Consider the following 24,610-nt stretch of genomic DNA (forward strand, 5'->3'; position numbering starts at 1 on the left):
TAGCGAGTTGACTGTTGACTCGCTAAAAATGCTATACATCAAAAAAGTGCTGTTTACTAAAGAAAAACTCAAGGATGACTATGAGCAACCACTGTGCCCCAGCCTCTGCCATGACTGGCAAATCTGTTATTCATGCGATAACGACCAGTCGTCTTTCTATGTCGCTACTTGCACTGGCGACGGCCTTTGCTGTCGTTGGCTGTAGCAATGGCTCAGACAGCGCAGCTGATACCAATCCAGAAGCCAGTGAAGCAGCAGCGGTAACGAAGGATAAGGTATTGCGCATCGGTACGGAAGGCGCGTATGCTCCTTTTAACTATACTAATGCTGATGGGACACTGGGTGGCTTTGACATCGAGATAGCAAATGCCATCTGTGAAGATATGCAAGTGACTTGTGAAATCATAGCGCAAGACTGGGACGGTATCATTCCTGGTCTAAAAGCCGGCAAGTACGATGCGATTGTGGCAGCGATGTCCGTCACGCCGGAGCGTGCAGAGCAGGTCAGCTTTACCGATCCTTATTTTAGTAATACTTTAGTTTTCTTAGCCAAAAAAGACAGCAGCTTTGATCCTAGTAAGAGTGGCGACATCGACTCCCACTCTATCGCAGCCCAGCGTTCGACCATTTCCTCACAGTGGTTTGAAGACAATTACCCAAAAGCCGATATGAAGCTTTATGACACGCTAAGTAATGCGTTTTTGGATCTTGGGTCAAACCGCGTCGATGCGATGGTATCTGATAAATTGCCTGCAATAGAATGGCTCAGCTCACCTGCTGGTAGTAAGTATGCGCTCAAAGGTGACGAGATCGATATCAATGATAATTTTGCGATTGCCGTCCGTCCAGGTGATGAATTACAAGCAAAAATCAATCAATCTTTAGCCAATCTGAAAGCCAACGGTACTTACGATAAAATCAATCAAAAGTACTTTGCGGTGCCAGCCTCTGCGACAAGCACGGTCAGTGCCGAAACTACTGAGCAACCTGTGGCAGAAGAGGCCAGTCAGTAATCAATATGCGTTAAACACTTTGGTTGTGACAGCTAATTCGTGACAGCCTAGTTGCTATAGTTCAGTTGTCATGAACAAGTGGTGAATAATAAAAGGACATCGTCGTCATGGCGGTGTCTTTTTTATTTCGCCATCGAATCACGATGTGATGGTCGGTAGCGGCTGTCAATTTTGCTTAAATTTAGTTTGGTTATCTCACATTTACAAAGATAGGTGTCTATTTAGGCACGGCTTTTACGCGTCAGTATTAACATCACGACGAGTGAATATGATAAAATCAGCGCTCATTTCTACTGTGTCAACTATCGCAGCAATAATCGTATTCTTCTGACGTCATTATTTTGACGCTGACCATCCCTATTGATGTGGTAAAAATACGGTGTTTGGCTGCGTTCAGCTATTGATGCTGATTCTTTTAACTCATATTTTGCAAATTGCTAATATAAAGAGACTGAGTGGATAATCGTGTTTGACTTACAAGGATTTGGCGCGCTTTTATTGAGCGGCGCTACCGTCACTATACAGCTTGCCGTGACCAGTTTAATTATTGGTCTGGCCTTAGGCTTGCTCGGCGCAACTGCAAAGATGTCAAATGTCTGGTTGCTGCGTAAGCTTGCGACTGTCTATACTGCGACGATGCGCGGTATCCCTGAGCTGCTATTGGTGCTCTTTATTTATTATGGCGGCTCTATCTTATTGATGAGCATCCTCAAAAAGTTCGGCTATAACGACTATGTCGAGATTAGCGCTTTTTGGGGCGGTGTGATGGCGTTGTCTATTGCTTTTGGTGCTTATGCGACTGAGATTTTTCGCATGTCCATTCAAGAGATTCCAATAGGGCAGCGAGAGGCGGCGCAAGCGATTGGTATGCGTCCTTTTCAGACGTTTTATCGCATCACCTTGCCACAAGTATGGCAGATTGCTCTACCTGGTTTGGGTAACTTATTTTTGGTGTTGCTTAAAGATACCGCATTGGTATCGGTCGTGGGTCTCAAAGACATTATGTATCAGTCATCACGTGCCGCGCAGTCAACACAGCAGCCGTTTACCTTTTATATGGCAGCAGCGATTATTTATTTGGGTCTGACCATGTTGATTACGGGCTTTATGATGTGGCTTGAGTGGCGCGCCAATCCAGCGGCCCGCTATGCCAAAAAGCTGAGCCGTCAGTCAACGCATCGTCAATCGACCATAGGATAGAGGAGAGATACTATGGATTGGAATTGGCAGGTCATTTTTGATCATATACCTGATTTACTAGGCGGTGCGGTATTGACCGTGCAGCTAGTCGTTATCTCAGGCATTATCGGGTTGCTTTTCGGATTGATTTTAGCGCTGCTACGGCTGTCAAAGAATTGGGTCGTTCAGATCATCCCGTTTTTATATATTTTCTTCTTCCGCGGTACACCGCTACTGGTACAGATATTCCTTATCTACTATGGTCTTGGCCAGTTCGAAGCCGTACGTGATTCGTTCTTATGGGAGCCTGTACTCAGTCAAGCATACTGGTGTGCGATTATCGCCTTTACCCTCAATACCAGTGCGTACTTGGCAGAGATTATACGCGGTGCGATTCAGACGATTCCAGTCGGTGAGCTTGAAGCGGCCGATGCGCTTGGTATGTCAAAATGGCAGAAGCTGACGCGTGTTACCTTACCGCGTGCCTTTGGTATCGTGGTTCCCGCTTATAGTAACGAAGTCATCTTTATGCTAAAGGGCAGTGCGCTGGCCTCGACCATTGCATTGATGGATATCACTGGTGTTGCTCGTACGATTAGTGCGCGTACTTATACCTTGATGGAGCTGTTCTTTGCAGCAGGTATCGTCTATCTACTGCTGTCATGGGTAATCTTATTTAGCTTTAGAATGTTTGAAAAACGCATGAACCGTCATGCCAGTTATGTGCCACCAGATGTGGTGACCAACACGATTCCATAGCTAGTAGCTAGTGCTCGTAATTGAGATTGCAGTTAGCAGTGAAGAATCATCACAACAGGCAATATAGTACGGATTGCTGATAATATAAATATAGTTAGGTTCAAATAATTTCGATACAAGAAAACCGAGTGCAAGCGATACATTAGTATGGTTAGCGAGGATGACGAGGTAGCGGATTTATATGGATTTGACTATATCATTCACAGGGAGAGTCTAGTATGAGCCAATCACCACATCAGTCATTAGCAAATGCCATCGCTGCTGGTGTCAATGCAGAACAGAGCGTTGACAGCCATAATGAGCGCTTGCGAACTTCCATTGGCAAAGTCGTCTGTGTCGGTCGTAACTATGCGGCACATGCTGCAGAGCTGGGCAATGAAGTGCCGTCATCGCCGATATTGTTTATGAAGCCAGCGTCTTCAGTGGTCTCTATCCGCAGTGATTTGGTACGTCCAAACCCAGAGATATTTGGTGAGACGCACTACGAGGCCGAGCTCTGTATTCAGCTCTCTACTGATCTGTCTATGGCGACGATTGAGCAAGCCAAGCAAGCAATTGGCGGCGTGACATTAGGTCTAGATCTGACCTTGCGTGATTTGCAAAGCACCCTAAAAGACAAAGGCCATCCGTGGGAGCGTGCTAAGTGTTTTGATGGAGCCTGTGTGCTCGCTGACTGGGTGGATCCACAAGTATTTGGTAATCTCCAAAACGTATCGTATCAGCTGACCATCAACGATAAGCTAACGCAAGATGGCGATAGCGCATTGATGTTGTTCCCTGTTTATGAGCTATTGGTCAATATCAGTCATGCTTTTAGTTTGCAAGCAGGTGATGTGATCATGACTGGCACGCCAAGCGGCGTAGGTATACTGCACGCAGGCGATCAGCTCAAGCTGACATTGGGTGCTCATGAGTGGCAGTCGCAAGTTCGATAGATTTTTTGATTTAAACCATTAAATCACGATATGTTCCATCTCAAAAAATCCCAAGCCATTGCTTGGGGTTTTTGTTTTTATGCCTTTACCTTTCTCTTTCTAACTCTTATGAAGCTTTTTAGTTTCCAAACCATTTTATTTTCTCAACTTCCTTCTACTTTCATTAGCAAGAGTAAGCGCAAGAGCAATTGTCATCAGTTTGTCATCTAGCGTTCAGCGTACTGTCATAAAGGATGAGTAGACTTAAGCGGAATTCGTATTTTTGTGGTTGTAATTGTACCGCCACGATCAACTCTCTGCCAATCTAGCCCAATAGCAAGGTGACTGATAATGACATCATTGAACAACGAACGAACGCTTGCCCACGAAGTGGTTGAAGACTCAAACCCTACTAATAATACTGACTTTCAAACCGTTATCAGTCGTCGGTTGAACCGCCGTAGTATCTTAAAAGGGGGCACAGGATTGACGGCCGCTGCTTTTTTTGGGGCATTGCCTTTGGTCGGTTGTAGTGAAGATGATGACAGTAGTGTTGTGGGGGACGACAATAATGCCGCTATCCCTGCGCAGGGTGACCTAAAACGACCTGATACGCTAAAGTTTGAGGCGGTCGCACACTCAACGGCTGAAACCATGACCGTTGCAGCAGGCTACAAGGCTGAGATGATATTGCCACTTGGCACGCCACTGATCTCCGGTATCGATGATTGGAAAGACAATCGTGAGCAGTCAGCAGAGTCATTTGAATGGCGTATGGGTGACAATCACGATGGTATGTGGTTCTTTGGCAAAAATGGCAATGCCTATGATGCCAAAGCCTCAGAAAACAGTCTATTGGTGATGAATCATGAGTACGTCAACAGCGATGAGCTCAGCCCATTTGGCTATTATGTGACGCAAGATAACGATGCCGCACCTATCTTTAAAAACCGTCGCCTCGCAAGTGATGTGCGCCGTGAGGTCAATTGTCATGGTGTCTCGGTAGTAGAGTTGAAACGCCGTGCCGATGGCATGGGCTATGAGATGGTAACCGATTCTAAATACAATCGCAGGCTGACCAGCAGTTCGACCGCGCAATTGGCGGGCCCTGTGGCAGGCTCTGATTTGGTCAAGACCAAGTTCGATCCAACAGGCTATCAGACTCGCGGTATCAATAACAACTGCGGTGCAGGGCTGTCACCTTGGGGCACTTACCTGACGACCGAAGAGAACTTCTTAGGTGTGTTTGCACGTGGACAAGACGCCAGCCAGTTAAGCGCCAGTGATAACTATGGTCGCGAGCGTTACGGTGCGGTCGAGAACTTCCCAGGTTGGGAATACCTATGGCATACCCCAGAGGCCAAAGATGCCAAGATAGTAGATGAGTTCTCACGTTGGGATATGACCGCTGTCGGTGCCAGCGCTGCTGAAGATTATCGCCATGGCTTCAATACCTTTGGTTACATCACAGAGATTGATCCGTTTGACCAAAATTCCTTGCCGCAAAAACGCACAGCAATGGGCAGATTTGCTCACGAAAACTGTGCTTATGCCCCTGTTGAGCAAGGCCGCCCAGTAGTGTTTTATATGGGTGATGACTCTAGAGGCGAGTATATTTATAAGTTTGTGTCAAAAGCACTGTGGTCAAATTCGGACATCGGCGGCGGGCTCAAATCAGGTGACAAGTACCTAAATGATGGCACGCTGTACGTGGCCATATTCAATGAAGACGGTAGCGGTGAATGGAAGGCACTCGTGCATGGCCAAAACGGATTGGATGCGTCTAACAGCGAGTTGCCATTTAATGGTCAAGATGAGGTGCTGGTTTTTGCCCGTGCTGCTGCCGATGTCGCTGGCGCGACTAAGATGGATCGACCTGAATGGGTGTCGGTCAGTCCTATAACGGGTGATGTCTATGTGACATTGACCAATAATAAGTACCGCGGTGTACGTGACGATCAACCCGTCTCAGCCGCCAATCCACGTAGCTATCAGTCAGGCGACAAAGCGCTTGGTAATGATAATGGTCATATCATACGCTGGGCAGAAGCAGGCGGTGATCATGCGGCAATGAGTTTTGAGTGGGATATCTACCTGTTTGGTGCGCCAAGTGACTTGTCAGCAGAAAACTTGTCTCAGCTGAATGATAACAATGATTTCTCATCTCCTGATGGGCTATATTTTGATCCACGCGGTGTCTTATGGATTCAGACCGATGATGGCGCTTATACTGATACCAGTAGCTGCATGTTGCTCGCAGCACTACCGGGCAAGGTCAGTGATGGTTCGTTGACCACCACCTCGGCAGGTCAGGCAACTCGAGCCGGTACACTGGCAAGCAATGACAATATCAAACGGTTCTTTGTGGGACCTGAAGGGTGTGAGGTGACTGGCATTACCATGGCGCCAGATTTTAAGACATTGTTTATTAATATTCAGCATCCAGGCAATACTTGGGGCGCCGTCACTGGTGGTAGTACCCCTCGCTCAGCGACTGTGATGATTACGAAGGAAGATGGTGGTGTCATACTGGCAGAGTCATTTGATGCAGCAGTGAGCACGACATAGTTAGGTAAACAGTCAGCGCACCATCGATAGCAATAACAAGAATAAGCACTCATACAAAAACCTCAGGCCATCGCTTGGGGTTTTTGTATTTTTACCATGATTTTTGCTATAGATAGTAATAATGATAGGAATAATATCAATGGCTTATCAAGGCATTGTCAAAATGAGGAAATACACTACAATCACATCATTTACTTCTATTTTTTGTATTTAAAGGATAGTATGTAAAACTATTCTTCTCGCTAAATGTACCAATATTATGATCAGTCAACATTTGCCTTATAACGACCGTATTAATGATCGTAATGCTAAAAATGCTAAAAATGCTAAAAATGATAGTCAGTATGCTCGTGCTCACCATGAGCTTGATGGGCATTTCATTCCAGATGCGAGCGTGCCATTGCACACTGAACTGTACAAACAGATTGACCAACTCGAAGCCATCGATATGGATGAGCTGGTTAAACTACTGGCAGATGTGGACGATAATGATGAGACATCCTCCAAGCCTGTCTCTTTGGCGGACTTTTTTGAAGGGTTGGCACAGCTGGCTACCATGGGTGTGGTGGAGATCACAGAGATTGTAGAAGCCATTCATCGCGAGGTTATTTTGCGTCCGCTGGGCCGCTTCAATGACAAGAACGTAAACAACTGGCAGCGCGGATTTACGGGTCGTATCTATGGCACGATACGTCATGTCATGCTGATGGTGGGTAACAATTTGGCCTCGGTGCTACGAATATATAAAAACTTCATCGTCCAAAAATCAGCGCAGCCATTACCTGATTCCTTAAAAAAGCTGGTCAACGTCCTAAATGGCGTCATGGGCGATCATTTGGTCAATAATCAAAACACGCTTGCCATTCCGATGATGCTATACACTCAAGATGGCAAACCACAAAATGAAGCCCTATCAGGACGTATTGCTATCTTGTGTCATGGTCTGTGCATGAGTCACTTAAGCTGGCAAGCACAAGAAAATAATGACTTAGGCGCGGCCATTCATAGCAGTCAGCCTGATACGACAGTGTTGTACTTGGATTACAACACAGGTCGACGTATCTCGCGCAGTGGTCGCAAGTTCTCTCAATTGCTGCAAGAGTTGGTCGATAATAACCCAAACATCAGTCAGATAGATTTGGTCGGACACAGTATGGGTGGCCTAGTCTCTCGTAGTGCGCTATTTTATGGGGAGCAAGATCGCCTAGATTGGATCAAGCGTGTGGGCAATCTCATCACGTTAGGCTCACCGCATCATGGTGCTGTGCTTGAGCGTATCGGCAATTATGTACAGGATATCATTGCAAAGCTGCCATTTGCAGGCTCACTTGCCAAGCTCGGTGACATGCGCAGCGCAGGTATTATTGATCTGCGTCATGGCAGTATTCGGGATGCGGATTGGAAAGCATTAGAAGGCCGCAGTGTGTTGCCACAAGATTTTCGTCATCCTGCGCGCTTGCCAAGTGGTATCAAAACCTATTTTGTTGCCAGTGCGTTGCTTGAGACGCATTATGATTCTAAAGTGACTGATCTGCTCGGGGATAGTCTCGTATCAGTGGCATCAGCGCTGGGTGAGGATGATGCTGAGCATGCTTTGTTTGTGCCAGATGGTCACAAAGCCATATTTTATGGCGTCAATCATATGAACTTAATCCATAGTAGACGGGTACGTGAGCAAGTCGTTGAGTGGCTGGTTGATAATGGTCGCAGCGACTACGCCGGACGTCCGCGCATACATTCTTATCCTAGAAGTTTAGATGTGGCAGTGTAGAGAGTGGTGGGTATTATTTTGAGTTGCCTACGCTATGTGTACTGCGCGATGGTGCTTTTATCCTTTAAGAAAGGGCTATTGAGAAATTTGTCCTTGCTATTAGGCAGCGTACTCATAGTCACTAGTTGTGCCAAGCCAAATGTACACGACCCTAACGCTCAAATTAAAGTAGATGTAAATGGTGACAATTATGTCATTCCCTTAAATCATATCGTCAGACCAGATACGGGTAGTTATGCAAGTTTCGAGACGGATATGGGTCTTAGCTATTTTTTCTGGCCTAGTGGTCGAGGGCTAAACAACAATGACAAAGACCCAAACGTTTTGGAACATGACGACGATATCATACAGTTTCGTTGGGCAGCTAGAAATTCAAAGATTGATGGTGCTGATATACCGACTAGAATAGGTGCTATCAAACAGGAAGAGAGTAGAGATCTTGATAAAGATGCTTATGAACTAGAAGCATATATCGGGTCAGGCGATACCTATGCTACATACTACATAGGAAATATCTATCTAAACTCACCTTTTATGATCCGCTGTATGCCTACAGTTAATGAAGACCAAGATCGAATATGCCAAATGGATTATATGTATCCTGAATACAATAATTATGTAAGACTTCAGTTTTCAAAAAAACATTTAGCTGACTGGCAGGCAATCAATACAATGGCGATTGATTACATGAAACAATGGCATCAAGATTAAAGACTGTTCAACATCAAAATAGTTATCTCTCTTTATGATTTAAAAACAAAAAAACCCTCAAGCATGACGCTTGAGGGTTTTTTTATAAACACTGATGTATAGTAAGTGAGAAAACTTACTCAGCAAATATCGCTGCTACATCATCTTTATTGAACTTATAGACTTCACCGCAGAATCCGCAATCCATCTCAAATGTCCCGCCTTGCTCTTCAACGATATCTAACGCTTCTGCTTCGCCGATTTGCTCAATGGCTGTCTCACACTTTTCACGTGAGCAAGTGCAGCCGAATGATAACGGAGCAGGTTCAGGTGCCACGATGTTTTCTTCATGATACAAACGATAGAGAATCTCGTTGGCATCGAGTGTGGTCAGCTCTTCTGCTTTGACCGTGCGCGTCAACACGCTTAGACGTGTCCATAAGTCATCATCGATACCCGCATCTTGGTTTTGCTCAACTTCATACGTCTCTTCGGCAGTACGCGGTAGCATTTGTACCAAGATACCACCCGCTTGCAAGCCATCAGATGCTAAGTTAATCAACGTCGGAATCTGCGCCGATTGCTTTTGATAATGCGCTAAGCAGTCTGCTAAATTGTCATGGCTACGCTCAACGATACCTTGATATGGCTCGCCGCCCTCAGGCTGGATATTAATAAACAAGACGCCTTGTCCCGTTGCGCCCAGCTCAGCAAAGGCTTCTTTGGCATGGATCATATTGTCCCACGCTTGTACTTGCTCATCGGTCTCGCTCTTCCAGCTAGCAAGCGCACGAATGATACCGTCTTGATCGCACTCTGCCATTGCCCAGTTCAACAGGCTATCGCTGTCTGATGATTGCAACTGAATAGATAGGCGACCGTTGATTTTGACCGTACTGATGAGCAAGCTCGCTGCCGTCAGCATTTCACCCAATAAGCGTTTGATGGCTTCGGGATAAGGCTTTTGGGCAATCGTGCTCGCATAACTGCGTGATAGGCGCACGACATCACCGCGTACAGGCGAATCTCCGATAAAGAAGCGCTGACGGATATCATTATCGCTATGATTGTGAGCAGTTGGAAGGTCGGTAGCAGGGACTTGAGTATCTTGTGTCATAAGTCATTTATAGTGTTAAGAAGTTATTGGCTTTATGGGGATTACTGCTGATTTATCAATCGTATTGACCGTACTGTTTTTTCATCTATTTATGATATTGATATATAAAGGGGTTTAGAGACGCATAAAATAGTGAGGCAAATGCATGCTGTTGTATCATTATAGACAGTTAATTCTGTATCTAACATCTAATATATTCATAATTATAGATTCTGTCGAAAAAACTTACCATCCACGGACGTTTTGTTGTAAAGTAACATGAAGTTGCATTGTGATAGACAATAGTAACATACGTACGGATGCGGGGCAGTCAGGTCAGTCACTATGGCCTATGTCGTCCAAGCACTCATTCAAACTTGTGATAAAAGGATGTATTTCATGATCTACTCATTTTCCAAACCGTTGACTTTGGCTGTATTGATGGCATTAGGCTTGGCAGGCTGTAGCAACAGCAGCGAGACCACTACCGATGCACCAGCAGATGATGCAGCGACGTCAGAGACCATGAACGGTACACTACAAAAAATCAAAGACTCTGGCACCATCGTGGTCGGCTATCGTGACTCTTCTATTCCTTTTTCATATGTTGCTGATGATCCTAACCAGCCGATGGGCTATGCGCATGATTTAGAGATGAAAGTGGTTGAGGGTATTAAAGAAAAACTCAACATGCCAGATTTAGAAGTTCGTTATAACCTCATCACCTCACAAACTCGTATTCCTTTGGTCCAAAACGGCACAGTCGACTTTGAATGTGGCTCAACAACCAATAACGTCGAACGCCAAGAGCAAGTGGCTTTCTCTAATGGTTTCTTTGAGATTGGTACACGTCTATTGACCAAAGCAGATTCTGGTATCAAAGACTTTGAAGACCTAAAAGGCAAGCGCCTAGTGACTACCGCTGGTACGACGTCAGAGCGTTATATTCGTCAGTACAATGACGAGAAAAAGATGGATACCGATATCATCTCTGCTAAAGATCATGGCGAAGGCTTCTTGATGTTAGAGAGCGGCCGTGCTGATGCGTTTATGATGGATGATGTATTGCTAGCAGGCGAAAAAGCCAAAGCTAAAAACCCTGATGAATGGGTCATCGTTGGTACACCGCAATCGTTTGAGATTTATGGTTGTATGATGCGTAAAGACGATCCTGAATTCAAAACAGTCGTAAACGATGCGCTGAACAAAACCTTTAGCTCAGGCGAAATCAATAGCATTTATGACAAGTGGTTCTTAAACCCAATTCCACCAAAGAACGTCAACTTAAACTTTGAGATGTCAGACAACCTAAAAGCGCTTATCGCCAATCCGCATGACAGTGATCAGCCAAAAGTAGCAGCTGCACAGTAGTATTTGTCCTTCAATCTAGCTTGCTTACGTGTTCAGATCGGACTCATCGTCCATCTAGCACGTAAGTTTTTCAATCGCTGTTCGGAGAGACAATCATGAATTATAGCTGGAACTGGGGTGTGCTGTTTGAGCATACGGGTATTGGCAACGAGCTGTATATCCACTGGATGATTACTGGTCTTGGCTGGTTATTACTGATTGGTAGTATTGCTTGGACCATCGCTATGGTCGTCGGTACTGTCTTTGGTATTATGCGTACCTTACCTAACAAAACAGCTCGTCGCATTGGCACCGCCTATGTGACCTTTTTTCGTAATATTCCGCTGCTTGTGCAGCTATTTTTTTGGTTTTATGTGGCACCTGGTTGGTTGACACCAGCGCTACAAGAGTGGTGGTTTAGGGATCTATCGCCGAATACATCCGCGATGCTCTCAGCCAGTATTGGTTTAGGGTTGTTTACAGCAGCTCGTATTGTCGAGCAAGTGCGTACGGGTATCGAGTCGCTACCAAAAGGACAGATAAACGCAGCGTATGCGCTAGGCTTCACTATTCCGCAAGCTTACAAGCAAGTACTGTTACCACAAGCATTCCGTATTATCTTACCGCCGCTTAGCTCTGAGCTGACTAACTGTTTTAAGAATGCCTCTGTCGCCTCATTAGTCGGCGTCATGGAGCTCATCAGTCAAACCAAAACCATCAGCGAATACACACAGAATAGCCTTGAGATTTATACTTATGCGACGATTATCTACCTCGTCTTTAATCTCTCGCTAATCGCTATTATGGGTCTGATCGAGCGTAAATTAAGAGTACCAGGGCTTATCGCAGGGAGTCAGAAATGAGTATGATGACCGAACTTGCGACCGCGTATCCAGGCTTAATGGGTGGCATGATTACCACGCTAAAAGTCCTGTTTTTGGCTATTATCGGTGGTATCAGCTTAGGTACGGTATTGGCGCTCATGCGTTTATCAGGTATCAAAGCATTAGAGATTCCCGCTAAGCTGTATGTTAATTATTTTAGATCCGTACCGTTACTGTTGGTGCTACTGTGGTTTTACTTTGCCGTCCCGATGATTTATTTTTGGGCAGCGGGTAAGTATTTACAACTAGATGCAGCCTTTGCTTCTTGTGTTGTCGCGTTTATGATGTTCGAAGCGGCTTACTTCTCAGAAGTCGTCCGTGCGGGTATTCAGTCTATCGGTAGTGGTCAGGTTAATGCGGCAAAAGCATTGGGCATGACTTATGGCCAAACCATGCGTCTGGTGATTTTGCCACAAGCCTTTCGCAAGATGCTGCCATTGATTTTGCAGCAATGTATTATCTTATTCCAAGATACGACTTTAGTGTTCGCTATTGGTCTGACCGACTTCTTCCGAGCGGCATACGTACGTGGTGAGCTAATGGGACTATTGACGCCTTATATCTTAGGTGCTGGCGCCGTGTATTTTGTCTTAAGCTTGGCAGCTTCAATCGGCGTACAACGCGTACAAAAAAGGTTAAGGTTTTAATAAAGAACTGTTAAGCGTTAGAGTCGATCAATGCATGGTTATCTGAACATGGTTATCTGATCTCATTTGATAGGCTCTAATACTTTCAAAATTTAACTGCATTTGTCACTAATGTATTTTGAATAAGTGCAATTTGGCAAGAGTAAGAATAAGGCTAGGAGCCAATGATGAATGATGCTAAAACGTTTATAAATGACTTTGGTGGACTGGTCACAGACAGTGGTCATGCTAGCAGTGAGATGGTCGTTGAGATAGATAGCGTTAGCAAATGGTATGGCGACTTTCAGGTACTGACTGACTGTACCGCTCATGTCCACAAAGGCGATGTCGTCGTGGTCTGTGGTCCATCAGGTAGCGGTAAATCTACCTTGATTAAGACCGTGAACGGGCTAGAGCCCTTTCAAAAAGGTAATATCATGGTCAACGGTATCTCTGTCGGTGATCCAAAAACCAACTTACCTAAGCTACGTAGCCGTGTCGGCATGGTGTTTCAGCATTTTGAGCTATTCCCTCACTTGACCATCATCGATAATTTAATGGTCGCGCAAATCAAAGTATTGGGCCGTAAAGAAGCGGAAGCCAAACAAAAAGGGATGGCTTATTTAGATCGAGTAGGGCTAACGGTTCAAGCCAATAAATATCCTGCTGAGCTATCAGGTGGTCAACAGCAGCGTGTGGCTATTGCTCGTGCGCTCGCGATGGACCCCATAGCGATGTTGTTCGATGAGCCAACCTCAGCACTTGATCCTGAAATGATTCAAGAAGTGCTCGATGTGATGGTGGAGCTGACTCGTGATGGTATGACTATGATGTGCGTGACGCATGAAATGGGCTTTGCCAGTCAGGTAGCCAATCGTATTATCTTTATGGATGAAGGTCATATCGTTGAGAACTGTAGTAAGGATGAATTCTTTGAAGGCGCGAAAAGTGAGCGTGCGCAGCAGTTCTTATCGAAGATTCTAAATCATTAACCATTTATACAGCTCTTACTATATAGCTCTATAATTATATCAAGCGTCTATTAACGAATAGGCGCTTTTTTTGTGCGTGATAGCTTGATGCATCTCATCGTGATATCGATATGATTGGCTATACAAGTGAGTAGATGAGTGAATGGCTGTTTACTGATACAATAGCGGTCAATATTTTTGATAATTAAAATAATTCATAAACCGTATTGGAGTTCATATGAGTGTAGAAAATCCATCAGTAGCATCTTCTAAAGGTATCGTCATCATTGGTGCAGGTTTGGCAGGCTGGCATGTCATTGATGCCATTCGTGCAAAAGATAAAGACATTCCGATTACTTTGGTGACAGCTGATAGTGGTGATCGTTATCATAAACCAATGCTGACGATGGCGATTAGCCAAAAGAAAAGTGCGGCAGATTTGGTAAGAGCCACTGGCGTTGATGCCGCAGAAGCTGCAAATGTTAAGCTACTTGCCAACACACAAGTAACGGATGTTGATACGACCATTCAACAGTTGCAGCTTATCTCTGCACAGCGCTCAGATCCAGCCAACACGGATTATGCCACGATCAGTTATGGCAAGTTAGTACTGGCGATGGGTGCGCATCCTATTTTTCCAAAAAGCTTGCCAGAGGATTTAGTTTGGCACGTCAATCATATTGAGCGCTTTGGACAGCTGCAAGAAAAGCTAGCCACTGGCAGTCAGCACGTTGCCATCGTTGGTGCGGGTATGGTTGGGACCGAGATTGCAGAAGACTTACTCAAAGCAGGTCATCAAGTGACGCTCATTGATTTAAACGACGCGCCACTATCACAAATGCTACCGTCGAAAGCGACGGCTCGTATCGCCCAAGCGGTCAAGTCGCAAGGAATTAACTTCTTAGGGGGTTATCAGGTATCTACTATTACTCGTCTCAGTGATAGCAGCAGTGGAAAACTACAGGTCAGTTACGAGGCGCTGGCATCAGCGACAGACAGTACGACTGCTGAGCCAATCGAACCACTCATCGTGGATCACGTGATTGCCAGTACAGGTCTGACGGTCGATGATAAGCTGCCTACTGCTGCTGGTGTCGAGTTCAATCGTCGCACTGGTATCGTGGTGGATGCGCCAACCTTGCGTACCAGTACGGCCAATATCTATGCCATTGGTGACTGTATGTCTATCGATGGCGTGCCGTGTCGTTATGTGGCACCGTTACGCGCGCAGGCTGCTACCATTGCCGACGATATATTGGGTCTAGAGCATAACGGCTATGAGCATAAACCGCCCATGATTCGCCTGAAAAACAAAGCAATATCCGTTATGGTGACAGGTGTGCCAAAAGCGACTGGCAATTGGCAAGTCAAGATAGAAAGTGATGAAGAGTTGGTTATGGACTTGCTAAATGATAATGATGAAGTCAGCGCAACTGTAACGATCAAAGCGCCTGCAGTGCTTAAAGCCTAACAGATAAAATATAATTGTAAGAGTATGATAAACCATAGCCAGTGTTGCCATCTTTATGCAGCACTGGCTTTTTTACATCTATAGTCAGCGAACTAGTAAACCGCTACGGTGTTACCCTCCCTAGAAGTACTATATGTACAATCTGCGGTCGGCTGCCTTGTAGCTGTTTTAGATTTCTTTGACTATATTACTTTTTATATCAATCATAATCGATACATACCGTATCTATATTATTGACAGTCTTTTGTTTAAGGCGCTATATTGGCTAGGCGTGATTTAACTATCATGTCTAGTGGTAAACAATATTCAAGGAAGAATATCGTATTTACGGTAGTAGCATATTTTTACTTTCTACGATTGTAGGTAGATGAATAGATGTCTCGTAAGCAGTTGGATAGCCATACCAACACAAATAGCAAAACGAAAGGACTCGTGATGACTCAGATTACCGATTTTGACAGTATTATTAATAAAAGTAAGTCTAATAACAGTATTCTCAACAACGTTCCCAAAGTTAATATAAGCGCACGTTCTGCAAATGCGCCACTCACCCAAAGCCATGATAAAGGTCCTGATGTGCCGCTGATTGAGGCGACCATTGGAGACTTCTTTGATGCGATTGTTGATAGATATCCTGAGCGTGAAGCTTTGGTGTCTCGCCATCAAAATATCCGCTGGAAGTATCGCGAGCTACAGGAAAAAGCCAACCAGCTGGCCAGTAGTATGATTGAGATGGGGCTTGAGATTGGCGATCGTATCGCTATTTGGTCGCATAACACTGCTGAATGGCTGCTCATGCAATTGGCCACGGCAAAAATCGGCGTCATTCTCGTCAATATTAATCCTGCTTATCGTACCTTTGAGTTGCAATATGCGCTGAATAAACTGGGCTGTTCGGCATTGGTATTAATGCGTCATTTCAAGACGAGTGACTATGCGCAAATGATTCGTGAGCTGTGTCCTGAGATTTATCATAAAGATTACACTCAGCTTGATTTGGTCGAGATTCCAACGATTGAGCGCATCATCTGGATTGATGAACCAGCATCTGATGAAGCGTTTGGTTTTATGCAGAAATTCTCTACGTGGATGGCAGAAGGCGATGCCAACGATCTACGCGTAGCAGAGCGCCAAGCCCAGCTTAAAAATACCGATGCTATTAGTGTGCAGTTTACCAGTGGCACGACTGGCACACCGAAAGGCGCTACGCTCACGCATCGAAATATCTTGAATAACGGTTATTTTATGGGTGAAGGCTTAAAGCTGACAGAAGATGATAGGCTGTGTATTCCATTGCCGCTCTATCATTGCTTTGGGATGGTGGGCGGTAATCTCGCTATATTAACGCATGGAGGCTGTGCGGTTTATCCTAATGATGGCTTTGATCCGTTAACCGTATTGCAAACCATAGAAGAGGAAAAGTGTACGGCGCTGCTTGGCGTGCCGACGATGTTTATCGCGGAGCTCGATCATCCAGAATTTGACAGTTTTGATTTGTCCAGCTTACGCACGGGCATCATGGGCGGCTCTAGCTGTCCGATTGAGGTCATGCGCCGTGTCATGGATAAGATGCACATGACCGAGGTGACGATTGCTTATGGTATGACTGAGACCAGTCCCGCTTCTTGTCAGACCAGCTCGCAAACACCCCTTGAAAAGAGAGTCTCTACTGTGGGGATGGTGCTGCCCGCGCTTGAAGCCAAAATCATCAATACTGAAACGGGTAATGTCGTGGCAATTGGAGAGACGGGAGAGCTGCTCACGCATGGCTATGCAGTTATGAAAGGGTATTGGGGCAGCCGCTCTAAAACACGTACGGCCATTCAAGATGGCTGGATGCATACTGGTGACCTTGCGACCATGGATGAGGACGGTTATATCACTGTGGTGGGTCGTAGTAAGGATATGATTATTCGCGGCGGCGAAAATATCTATCCTGTCGAAGTTGAAAACTATCTCTATCGTCATCCGAAGATTAGAGATGTGCAAATCGTCGGGGTTCCTGATAAGAAGTATGGTGAAGTGTTGGCAGCGTGGATTATCCCTAAAGAACCAGACAGCTTGACGGAGGAGGAAGTGCGCCAATTCTGTGGTGAGCATATCGCCCATTATAAAGTACCGACTTATTATCGCTTCGTGACAGAATATCCAATGACGGTCACTGGTAAAATTCAGAAATTCAAAATTGTTGAGCAAATGATAGATGAGTTGGGTCTAGGGTGATTTAGAGCTGTGGGTAGGGGCTGTTATCAAACTAGCCGTCATCAAACACAGACACTTATATAGTGTCACTATTCAACATTAATAGCCTCATTTGCTGTAAAAGCCAGCCACGTTATGAGTAATGTGGCTGGCTTTTTTATGTCAAAAATTTGCCATGATTCTATGTTACCTTTTACTAAGACAAAATATTGACAACTAATTAAATGATACGCATTGTATTACTATGATTGACAGTCGTTTGTTTACAACGGTATAGTAGTGACAATCTATATAAGACCTATTCAAGGAAGAGTGACGGGTCTACAGGCTATCCATACGTACTATCTATAAATGACCAATACGATAAAAAGTAAAACGAAAGGACTCGTTATGACGCAAACTTCTGATTTCGATGCGACTCAAATTGATTTTGATACTATTCTGAATAGCATTCCTAGTATTAATATGGGCGCACGCTCAGCAAATGCACCGCTTACCCAAAGCTATGACAAAGGCCCTGATGTGCCGCTGATTGAAGCGACTATCGGTGATTTTTTTGATGCGATTGTATCCAAGTATCCAGAGCGCGAAGCTTTGGTTTCTCGCCATCAAAACATCCGCTGGACATATCGCGAGCTACAACAGCAAGTCAATCAGCTGGCCAGTAGTATGATTGAGATGGGGCTTGAGATTGGTGACCGTATCGGTATCTGGTCACACAACAATGCTGAATGGCTGCTCATGCAATTGGCGACGGCAAAAGTTGGTATTGTCCTTGTCAATATTAACCCTGCCTATCGTACCTTTGAGTTGCAATATGCCTTGAATAAACTGGGCTGTTCAGCGCTCGTACTTATGCGCCATTTCAAAACCAGTGATTACGCCAGTCTCATCAGTGAACTGTGTCCTGAAATTTATCATAAAGACTATACTCAGCTTGATTTGGTCGAGATTCCGACGATTGAGCGTATCATTTGGATTGATGAGCCTGATAGTGAAGAGATCTTTGGCTTTATGCAGAAATTCTCTGCATGGATGGCGGAAGGCGATGCCAACGACCCACGAGTTGCAGAGCGTCAAGCCCAGCTCAAAAACACGGATGCCATCAATGTCCAGTTCACCAGTGGCACGACAGGTACGCCAAAAGGGGCAACCTTAAGCCATCGTAATATTCTTAATAACGGTTACTTTATCGGTGAGGCTATGAACCTCACCGAAGAAGATAAACTGTGCATTCCAGTGCCACTCTATCATTGTTTTGGTATGGTGCTTGGCAACCTAGCGATTCTCACGCATGGCGGCTGTATCGTTTATCCGAACGATGGGTTTGAGCCATTAACCGTCTTGCAAGCGGTCGAAGAAGAAAAATGTACAGGTTTGCACGGCGTGCCAACGATGTTTATCGCTGAGCTTGACCATCCTGAGTTTAAAAACTTTGATTTATCGACTTTGCGTACTGGCATCATGGCAGGCTCTAGTTGTCCGATCGAAGTCATGCGCCGCGTCATTGATGAGATGCACATGAGTGAAGTCACCATTGCCTATGGTATGACAGAGACTAGTCCAGTATCTTGCCAGACCAATGAACATACGCCGCTTGATAAGCAAGTATCGACTGTTGGTTTAGTACAGCCTGCGCTTGAGGTTAAAGTTGTCAATACGGAAACGGGTGAGACTGTAGCCTTGGGCGAGACAGGCGAACTACTCACACGCGGTTATTCAGTGATGAAAGGCTATTGGGGCAGTCGCTTCAAAACCCGCGCGGCCATCCAAGATGGTTGGATGCATACGGGTGATCTGGCCACAATGGACGAAGACGGCTATGTCAAAATCGTTGGTCGTAGTAAAGACATGGTCATTCGTGGCGGAGAGAATATCTATCCGGTCGAAATCGAGAATTATCTCTATCGTCATCCAAAGATTCGTGATGTGCAAATCGTCGGTATTCCTGATAAAAAGTATGGTGAAGTACTCGCGGCTTGGATTATCCCTAAAGAAGCAGACAGCTTGACGGAAGAAGAAGTTCGCCAGTTCTGTAGCGAGCATATGGCCCATTATAAAGTGCCGACTTATTATCGCTTTGTCACTGAATATCCGATGACCATCACTGGAAAAATTCAGAAATATAAAATCATCGAACAAATGAAAGAAGAGCTGGGTTTGTAGAAATTTAACCACTCTTATCTGTTATTTTATGAATAAGATATATGAGTAAAAGCTAAAATAAAGCATAAAATAAAAAAGCCACTCGCATTTACGCATTAAAGAAAAGGGATGTCATGAGCGCTATCATAACCAGTAAACTGAGTCCAAACGCCGCTGAATTTCAACAAAACAGTGCCGCAATGCAAGCGGTGGTCGATGACTTATATGGTCACTTACGTAAAGTCGTGCAAGGCGGTTCAGAGCGTGCCCGTGCCAAGCATTTAGCACGCGGTAAGTTGCTACCACGTGAGCGTGTCGAGCGTTTGCTCGATGTGGGCACGCCATTTTTAGAAGTGGCACCGATGGCAGCGCACGATATGTATGGCGAAGAGATTCCAGCGGCTGGCGTGATTGCGGGTATTGGACGTATTAATGGTATCGAATGTATGATCGTCTGTAATGATGCCACGGTAAAAGGCGGCACATATTATCCAATGACGGTCAAAAAACATTTGCGTGCACAAGAAATCGCGCAAGAGAATAATTTGCCTTGTGTTTATCTAGTGGATTCAGGTGGGGCTAACTTACCCAACCAAGATGACGTATTCCCCGATAAAGAACACTTTGGTCGCATCTTCTTTAATCAGGCCAATATGAGTGCCGCTGGTATTCCGCAGATTGCTGTGGTCATGGGCAGCTGTACGGCTGGTGGAGCCTATGTGCCAGCGATGAGTGATGAGTCGATTATCGTCAAAGAACAAGGCACCATCTTTTTGGGTGGTCCACCACTGGTCAAAGCAGCGACAGGTGAAGAAGTCACTGCCGAAGACTTGGGTGGCGGCGATGTGCATACCCGTCTGTCAGGGGTCGTCGATCACTTAGCACAGAGCGATACCCATGCGTTGTCAATTGCGCGCAACATCGTTAGCCATCTAAATCGTCCTGCGAAGCAAGTGCCCAATCAAATCAAACCACGTCCACCACGCTATGATGCCAAAGAGTTATATGGCGTCATTCCAACCGATAAGCGCAAGCCATTTGATATCAAAGAAATCATTGCTCGTATCGTCGATGACAGTGCTTTTGATGAATTTAAATCACGATTTGGTACGACGCTAGTCTGTGGATTCGCCCATATCGAAGGGATGCCAGTTGGTATCATCGCCAACAACGGTATCTTATTTAGTGAATCAGCGCAAAAAGGCACGCATTTCATTGAGCTGTGCTGCAAACGCAAAATCCCATTGGTATTTTTGCAAAACATCACGGGCTTCATGGTCGGTCGCAAATATGAAAACGAAGGCATTGCGCGCCATGGAGCCAAAATGGTCATGGCAGTCGCCAATGCAAAAGTGCCAAAATTCACGGTCATTGTCGGTGGCTCATTCGGTGCTGGTAACTACGGCATGTGTGGTCGTGCTTATAGTCCGCGCTTCTTATGGATGTGGCCAAATGCACGTATCTCGGTGATGGGCGGCGAGCAAGCAGCATCGGTCTTGGCAACGGTCAAGCGTGACAATTTTGATCGTAAAGGCGAAGCGTGGAGTGATGAGGATGAAGCGGCATTTAAAGCACCAATTCTCGATATGTATGAAAAGCAAGGCCACCCATATTATGCCACCGCACGTCTATGGGATGACGGCGTGATTGATCCTGCTGATACGCGACATGTATTGGCATTGGGACTAAGCGCGGCTTATAACGCACCGATTGAAGAGACGACGTTTGGTGTCTTTAGAATGTAAGCGCTCCAAGGTCTGCTCGCAATAAGATGGTGGTGCGACAATTTTTTAATGTGATTATATCGCGGCATCGGGTTTTGACATCTTACTTTCTTATATGGGCGTTATTATGGATGGCCCAAACGTTGGGCTAAATATTTACAAACAGGAACACAGAGAAAGCTATGAAAGAAACGAAATTAAAAAATACTAATAATTATAAAAGCCTGTTGGTCAGTGTTGAGCAGCATGTGGCGACGGTGACATTGAATCGCCCTGAGATACGCAATGCCTTTAATGATGAAATGATAGCTGAGCTGACCGATGCATTCAGTACGCTTGGTGCTGATGATGAGGTACGTGTCATTGTACTAGCCGCTGCTGGTAAGGCATTCTGTGCAGGTGCCGATTTGAATTGGATGCGTGCCATGGCGGATTATAGCTATGAGGAAAATCTAGCGGATGCCGATAAATTGGCGCAAATGCTTAAGACTATTTACGAGTGCCCTAAGCCAACAGTCGCGGCTATTCAAGGTGATGTTTATGCTGGCGGCATGGGTCTAGTCGCTGTTTGTGATGTGGCCATCGCTGTCAAAATTGCTAACTTCTGCCTAAGTGAAGTGCGTTTAGGGTTAGCTCCTGCGACTATCAGCCCTTATGTCATCCGAGCATTGGGTGCTAGAGCGTCACAGCGTTATTTCTTAAGTGCTGAAGTATTTGATGCCAAAAAGGCACGTCAGCTTGGCTTTATCCATGAACGTGTTAGCGAAGAATGGTTGGCTGATGAGGTCGCTATATTTTGTAGCAAAATCGTCAAAAACAGCCCTGATGCAGTCAAAACCTGCAAGCAGCTATTACACGATGTCGCTGGTGCGCCGATCACTGATGAGCTGATTGCCGATACGGTAAAAGGCATCGCTGATATCCGCTCATCAGAGCAAGGTAAAGAGGGCGTGCAAGCCTTTTTGCAAAAACGTAAGCCCAACTGGTTGACGGCAAATGAGTAATGCACGAGAGATAAATGAGTAAATAGACAAGACGTCAAATAAAAACGATAACACACAGGGATAGTTATGTTTTCTAAAATTCTAATTGCCAACCGTGGTGAAATTGCCTGCCGAGTAGCCGCGACTGCCAAGCGTCTGGGTGTCAGCACCGTCGCTGTTTATTCTGATGCGGATCGTGAAGCTAAGCATGTGGCTGTCTGTGATGAAGCCATCTATTTGGGCGGCTCGGCACCGAAAGACAGCTATCTCAAAGGTGATGCGATTATTGCGATAGCGCTTGAAACTGGCGCACAAGCTATTCATCCGGGTTATGGGTTTTTAAGCGAAAATGCTGACTTTGCGCAAGCCTGTCAGGATGCAGGATTGGTCTTTATCGGTCCATCGGCTGATGCTATCCGTGCCATGGGTGGCAAATCTGAGTCCAAACGCTTGATGGAAACAGCTGGCGTGCCATTGATACCGGGCTATCACGGTGACAATCAAGATGCAGAATTTTTGCAGCAGCAGGCAGACGCTATTGGCTATCCAGTCTTAATCAAAGCAAGTGCAGGTGGCGGCGGTAAAGGCATGCGTATCGTTGAAAAAAGCAGCGATTTTATTGACTTGTTAGACTCATGTCGCCGTGAAGCCATTACCAGCTTTGGTGATGACAAAGTGTTGATTGAAAAATACGCATTAAAACCGCGCCATATCGAAATCCAAGTATTTGGCGATACGCATGGCAACTATGTGCATTTATTTGAGCGTGATTGCTCCGTACAGCGCCGCCACCAAAAAGTATTAGAAGAAGCGCCTGCACCGGGTGTTGATATTGCGATGCGTGAAGCGATGGGAACCGCTGCTATTGAAGCGGCTCGTGCGGTCGATTACGTTGGGGCAGGCACGGTTGAGTTTATCGTTGAGCAGCGCGAAGATTCTATGAATTTTTATTTCATGGAGATGAATACGCGGTTGCAGGTTGAGCATCCAGTCAGTGAAGCGATTACTGGTGTCGATTTGGTCGAGTGGCAGCTGTTGGTCGCGGCAGGTCAGCCATTGCCAAAAACCCAAGACGATCTGACTATCAACGGTCATGCAATTGAGGCACGCATCTGTGCCGAAAATCCTGACAATAGCTTCTTGCCAGCGACTGGTACATTATTTGCGTATCAAAAACCTGAACACAGCACCTTTATGATTGATAAAGACGGTACTGGCGTGCGTATCGATGATGGCGTGCGCGAAGGCGATGTGATTAGCCCGTTTTATGACTCTATGATTGCCAAGCTCATCGTTCATGCGCCAACTCGAGAGCAAGCATTAGCCAAGCTCGATCGAGCACTTGCTCAAACGCGTATCGTGGGTTTGCCAAATAACGCCGCATTTTTGCGCTATATTTTAAATACCGATTCGTTTAGCAAAGCCAATCTCGATACGGCATTGATTGAACACGAGCGTGATGCGATTTTTAATCAGCAGCCTTTGGCATTATCAACGCTCGTTGTGACCGCCATTACTCGTCAGCTTGCGAGCGAGATGGCAATGCAAGAGTCAGATATCGATCCATTTAGCAAACCTACTGGCTTCCGTGCTTATAGCGATTATACTCGTTCATTTAGCTTGGTTTATGATGAGAATGCTTATACGGCCCACATGAGCAATTGGCACAATGCAAATTGTTCAGATAGTAAAAAGGGTAGCGATAACCTCAGCAGCTTTACGCTCGTTATCGAAAAAGAAATCGCTAACACGCAGGATAATAGCAATATTAACGTAGCTGCTCAGACCAAAACAGTCTATGAAGGTCAGGTGAGCTATGCCAGTAGTGACGAAAATAATCATACGTTATGGTTAGATGGTGCACGTACTAGCGCGCAAAGTTGGGTACTTAATGAGACCGTTTATGTGTTCACAGACAGTGGCCGTGACGAAATTACGCTTGTTGATATCATGGCGCACGTAGGCGAAGAGTCTGCAGCGGTCGGTAGTTTAAAATCACCGATGCCAGGTCAAGTAGTGGCCTTTAAAGTGGCGGTTGGCGATACTGTGAAAAAAGGTGAGCCACTTGCCGTTATCGAGGCGATGAAGATCGAGCACACGATTACTGCGCCGACGGATGGCGTGGTGGCAGAATTGCTATTTGCAGCAGGGGATTTGGTCGCTGATGGTGACGAGTTATTACGCATTGATGCTGGTGAAAATACTGAGAGCGAATAGCTGACCAAGCCTAATAAAAAAGCTTCACAGAAAGGCGAATAATAAAA

The 24,610-nt window shown here is 45.5% G+C and carries 18 protein-coding genes; 17 read left to right on the top strand and 1 reads right to left on the bottom strand.

The annotated features are described in order from the left end of the window. Positions 1 to 80: 80 nt before the first annotated feature. From IP485_RS05555 to IP485_RS05585, 7 genes are all read left to right on the top strand, one after another. Complete coding sequence (locus IP485_RS05555; RefSeq protein ID WP_198326368.1) at positions 81 to 1,013, top strand: ABC transporter substrate-binding protein; 933 nt, start codon at positions 81 to 83, stop codon at positions 1,011 to 1,013. A gap of 465 nt (positions 1,014 to 1,478) precedes the next feature. After that, positions 1,479 to 2,213 (top strand): ABC transporter permease, encoded by a 735-nt coding sequence (locus IP485_RS05560; RefSeq protein WP_194363634.1) that lies wholly within the window; start codon positions 1,479 to 1,481, stop codon positions 2,211 to 2,213. Between the two features lie 12 nt (positions 2,214 to 2,225). Continuing rightward, the gene (locus tag IP485_RS05565; RefSeq protein ID WP_198326369.1) at positions 2,226 to 2,951 is read left to right on the top strand and encodes an ABC transporter permease; all 726 of its coding nucleotides are present in this window, start codon (positions 2,226 to 2,228) and stop codon (positions 2,949 to 2,951) included. Between the two features lie 305 nt (positions 2,952 to 3,256). Continuing rightward, positions 3,257 to 3,886: a fumarylacetoacetate hydrolase family protein gene (locus tag IP485_RS05570; protein WP_413787016.1), complete on the top strand. Its 630-nt coding sequence runs from the start codon at positions 3,257 to 3,259 to the stop codon at positions 3,884 to 3,886. A 330-nt stretch (positions 3,887 to 4,216) separates the two neighbouring features. Continuing rightward, a complete protein-coding gene (locus IP485_RS05575; RefSeq protein ID WP_198326371.1) occupies positions 4,217 to 6,433 on the top strand; it encodes a PhoX family protein in 2,217 nt (738 codons plus the stop codon). 259 nt (positions 6,434 to 6,692) lie between these two features. Next, positions 6,693 to 8,204, top strand: coding sequence for an alpha/beta fold hydrolase (locus IP485_RS05580; RefSeq protein WP_198326372.1), 1,512 nt, complete (start codon positions 6,693 to 6,695; stop codon positions 8,202 to 8,204). Between the two features lie 48 nt (positions 8,205 to 8,252). After that, positions 8,253 to 8,915 carry a hypothetical protein gene (locus IP485_RS05585; RefSeq protein ID WP_198326373.1) on the top strand — a complete coding sequence of 221 codons (663 nt, stop codon included), beginning with the start codon at positions 8,253 to 8,255 and terminating at the stop codon, positions 8,913 to 8,915. A gap of 115 nt (positions 8,916 to 9,030) precedes the next feature. Here the strand turns inward: IP485_RS05585 and IP485_RS05590 are convergent, their stop codons facing one another. Then, entirely contained in the window at positions 9,031 to 10,011 is a 981-nt protein-coding gene (locus IP485_RS05590; protein WP_198326374.1) for an Hsp33 family molecular chaperone HslO, read from the bottom strand. A 378-nt stretch (positions 10,012 to 10,389) separates the two neighbouring features. Here IP485_RS05590 and IP485_RS05595 point away from each other — a divergent pair, with 378 nt between their 5' ends. From IP485_RS05595 to IP485_RS05640, 10 genes are all read left to right on the top strand, one after another. Then, the gene (locus IP485_RS05595) at positions 10,390 to 11,361 is read left to right on the top strand and encodes a glutamate/aspartate ABC transporter substrate-binding protein (RefSeq protein WP_194363641.1); all 972 of its coding nucleotides are present in this window, start codon (positions 10,390 to 10,392) and stop codon (positions 11,359 to 11,361) included. A gap of 95 nt (positions 11,362 to 11,456) precedes the next feature. After that, positions 11,457 to 12,203, top strand: a complete 747-nt coding sequence (locus IP485_RS05600) for an amino acid ABC transporter permease (RefSeq protein WP_189582821.1) — start codon at positions 11,457 to 11,459, stop codon at positions 12,201 to 12,203. Continuing rightward, positions 12,200 to 12,871 (top strand): ABC transporter permease subunit, encoded by a 672-nt coding sequence (locus tag IP485_RS05605; protein WP_198326375.1) that lies wholly within the window; start codon positions 12,200 to 12,202, stop codon positions 12,869 to 12,871. The genes IP485_RS05600 and IP485_RS05605 overlap by 4 nt, the downstream gene beginning before the upstream one ends. 239 nt (positions 12,872 to 13,110) lie before the next feature. Next, positions 13,111 to 13,842, top strand: coding sequence for an amino acid ABC transporter ATP-binding protein (locus IP485_RS05610; RefSeq protein WP_194196339.1), 732 nt, complete (start codon positions 13,111 to 13,113; stop codon positions 13,840 to 13,842). 217 nt (positions 13,843 to 14,059) lie between these two features. Beyond that, entirely contained in the window at positions 14,060 to 15,292 is a 1,233-nt protein-coding gene (locus tag IP485_RS05615) for an FAD-dependent oxidoreductase (protein ID WP_198326376.1), read from the top strand. Positions 15,293 to 15,727: 435 nt separating this feature from the next. Further along, positions 15,728 to 17,515 (top strand): AMP-binding protein, encoded by a 1,788-nt coding sequence (locus IP485_RS05620; protein WP_198326377.1) that lies wholly within the window; start codon positions 15,728 to 15,730, stop codon positions 17,513 to 17,515. Between the two features lie 369 nt (positions 17,516 to 17,884). Then, on the top strand, positions 17,885 to 19,660 hold the full coding sequence (locus IP485_RS05625; RefSeq protein WP_198326378.1) for an AMP-binding protein: 1,776 nt from the start codon (positions 17,885 to 17,887) through the stop codon (positions 19,658 to 19,660). Between the two features lie 113 nt (positions 19,661 to 19,773). Next, a complete protein-coding gene (locus IP485_RS05630; RefSeq protein WP_198326379.1) occupies positions 19,774 to 21,384 on the top strand; it encodes a carboxyl transferase domain-containing protein in 1,611 nt (536 codons plus the stop codon). A gap of 161 nt (positions 21,385 to 21,545) precedes the next feature. Beyond that, positions 21,546 to 22,367 carry an enoyl-CoA hydratase/isomerase family protein gene (locus tag IP485_RS05635; RefSeq protein ID WP_198326380.1) on the top strand — a complete coding sequence of 274 codons (822 nt, stop codon included), beginning with the start codon at positions 21,546 to 21,548 and terminating at the stop codon, positions 22,365 to 22,367. 66 nt (positions 22,368 to 22,433) lie between these two features. Next, complete coding sequence (locus IP485_RS05640; protein WP_198326381.1) at positions 22,434 to 24,563, top strand: acetyl/propionyl/methylcrotonyl-CoA carboxylase subunit alpha; 2,130 nt, start codon at positions 22,434 to 22,436, stop codon at positions 24,561 to 24,563. Positions 24,564 to 24,610 lie beyond the last annotated feature (47 nt).

The organism is Psychrobacter sp. NG27 (genome assembly GCF_016106655.1).
GTDB lineage: Bacteria > Pseudomonadota > Gammaproteobacteria > Pseudomonadales > Moraxellaceae > Psychrobacter.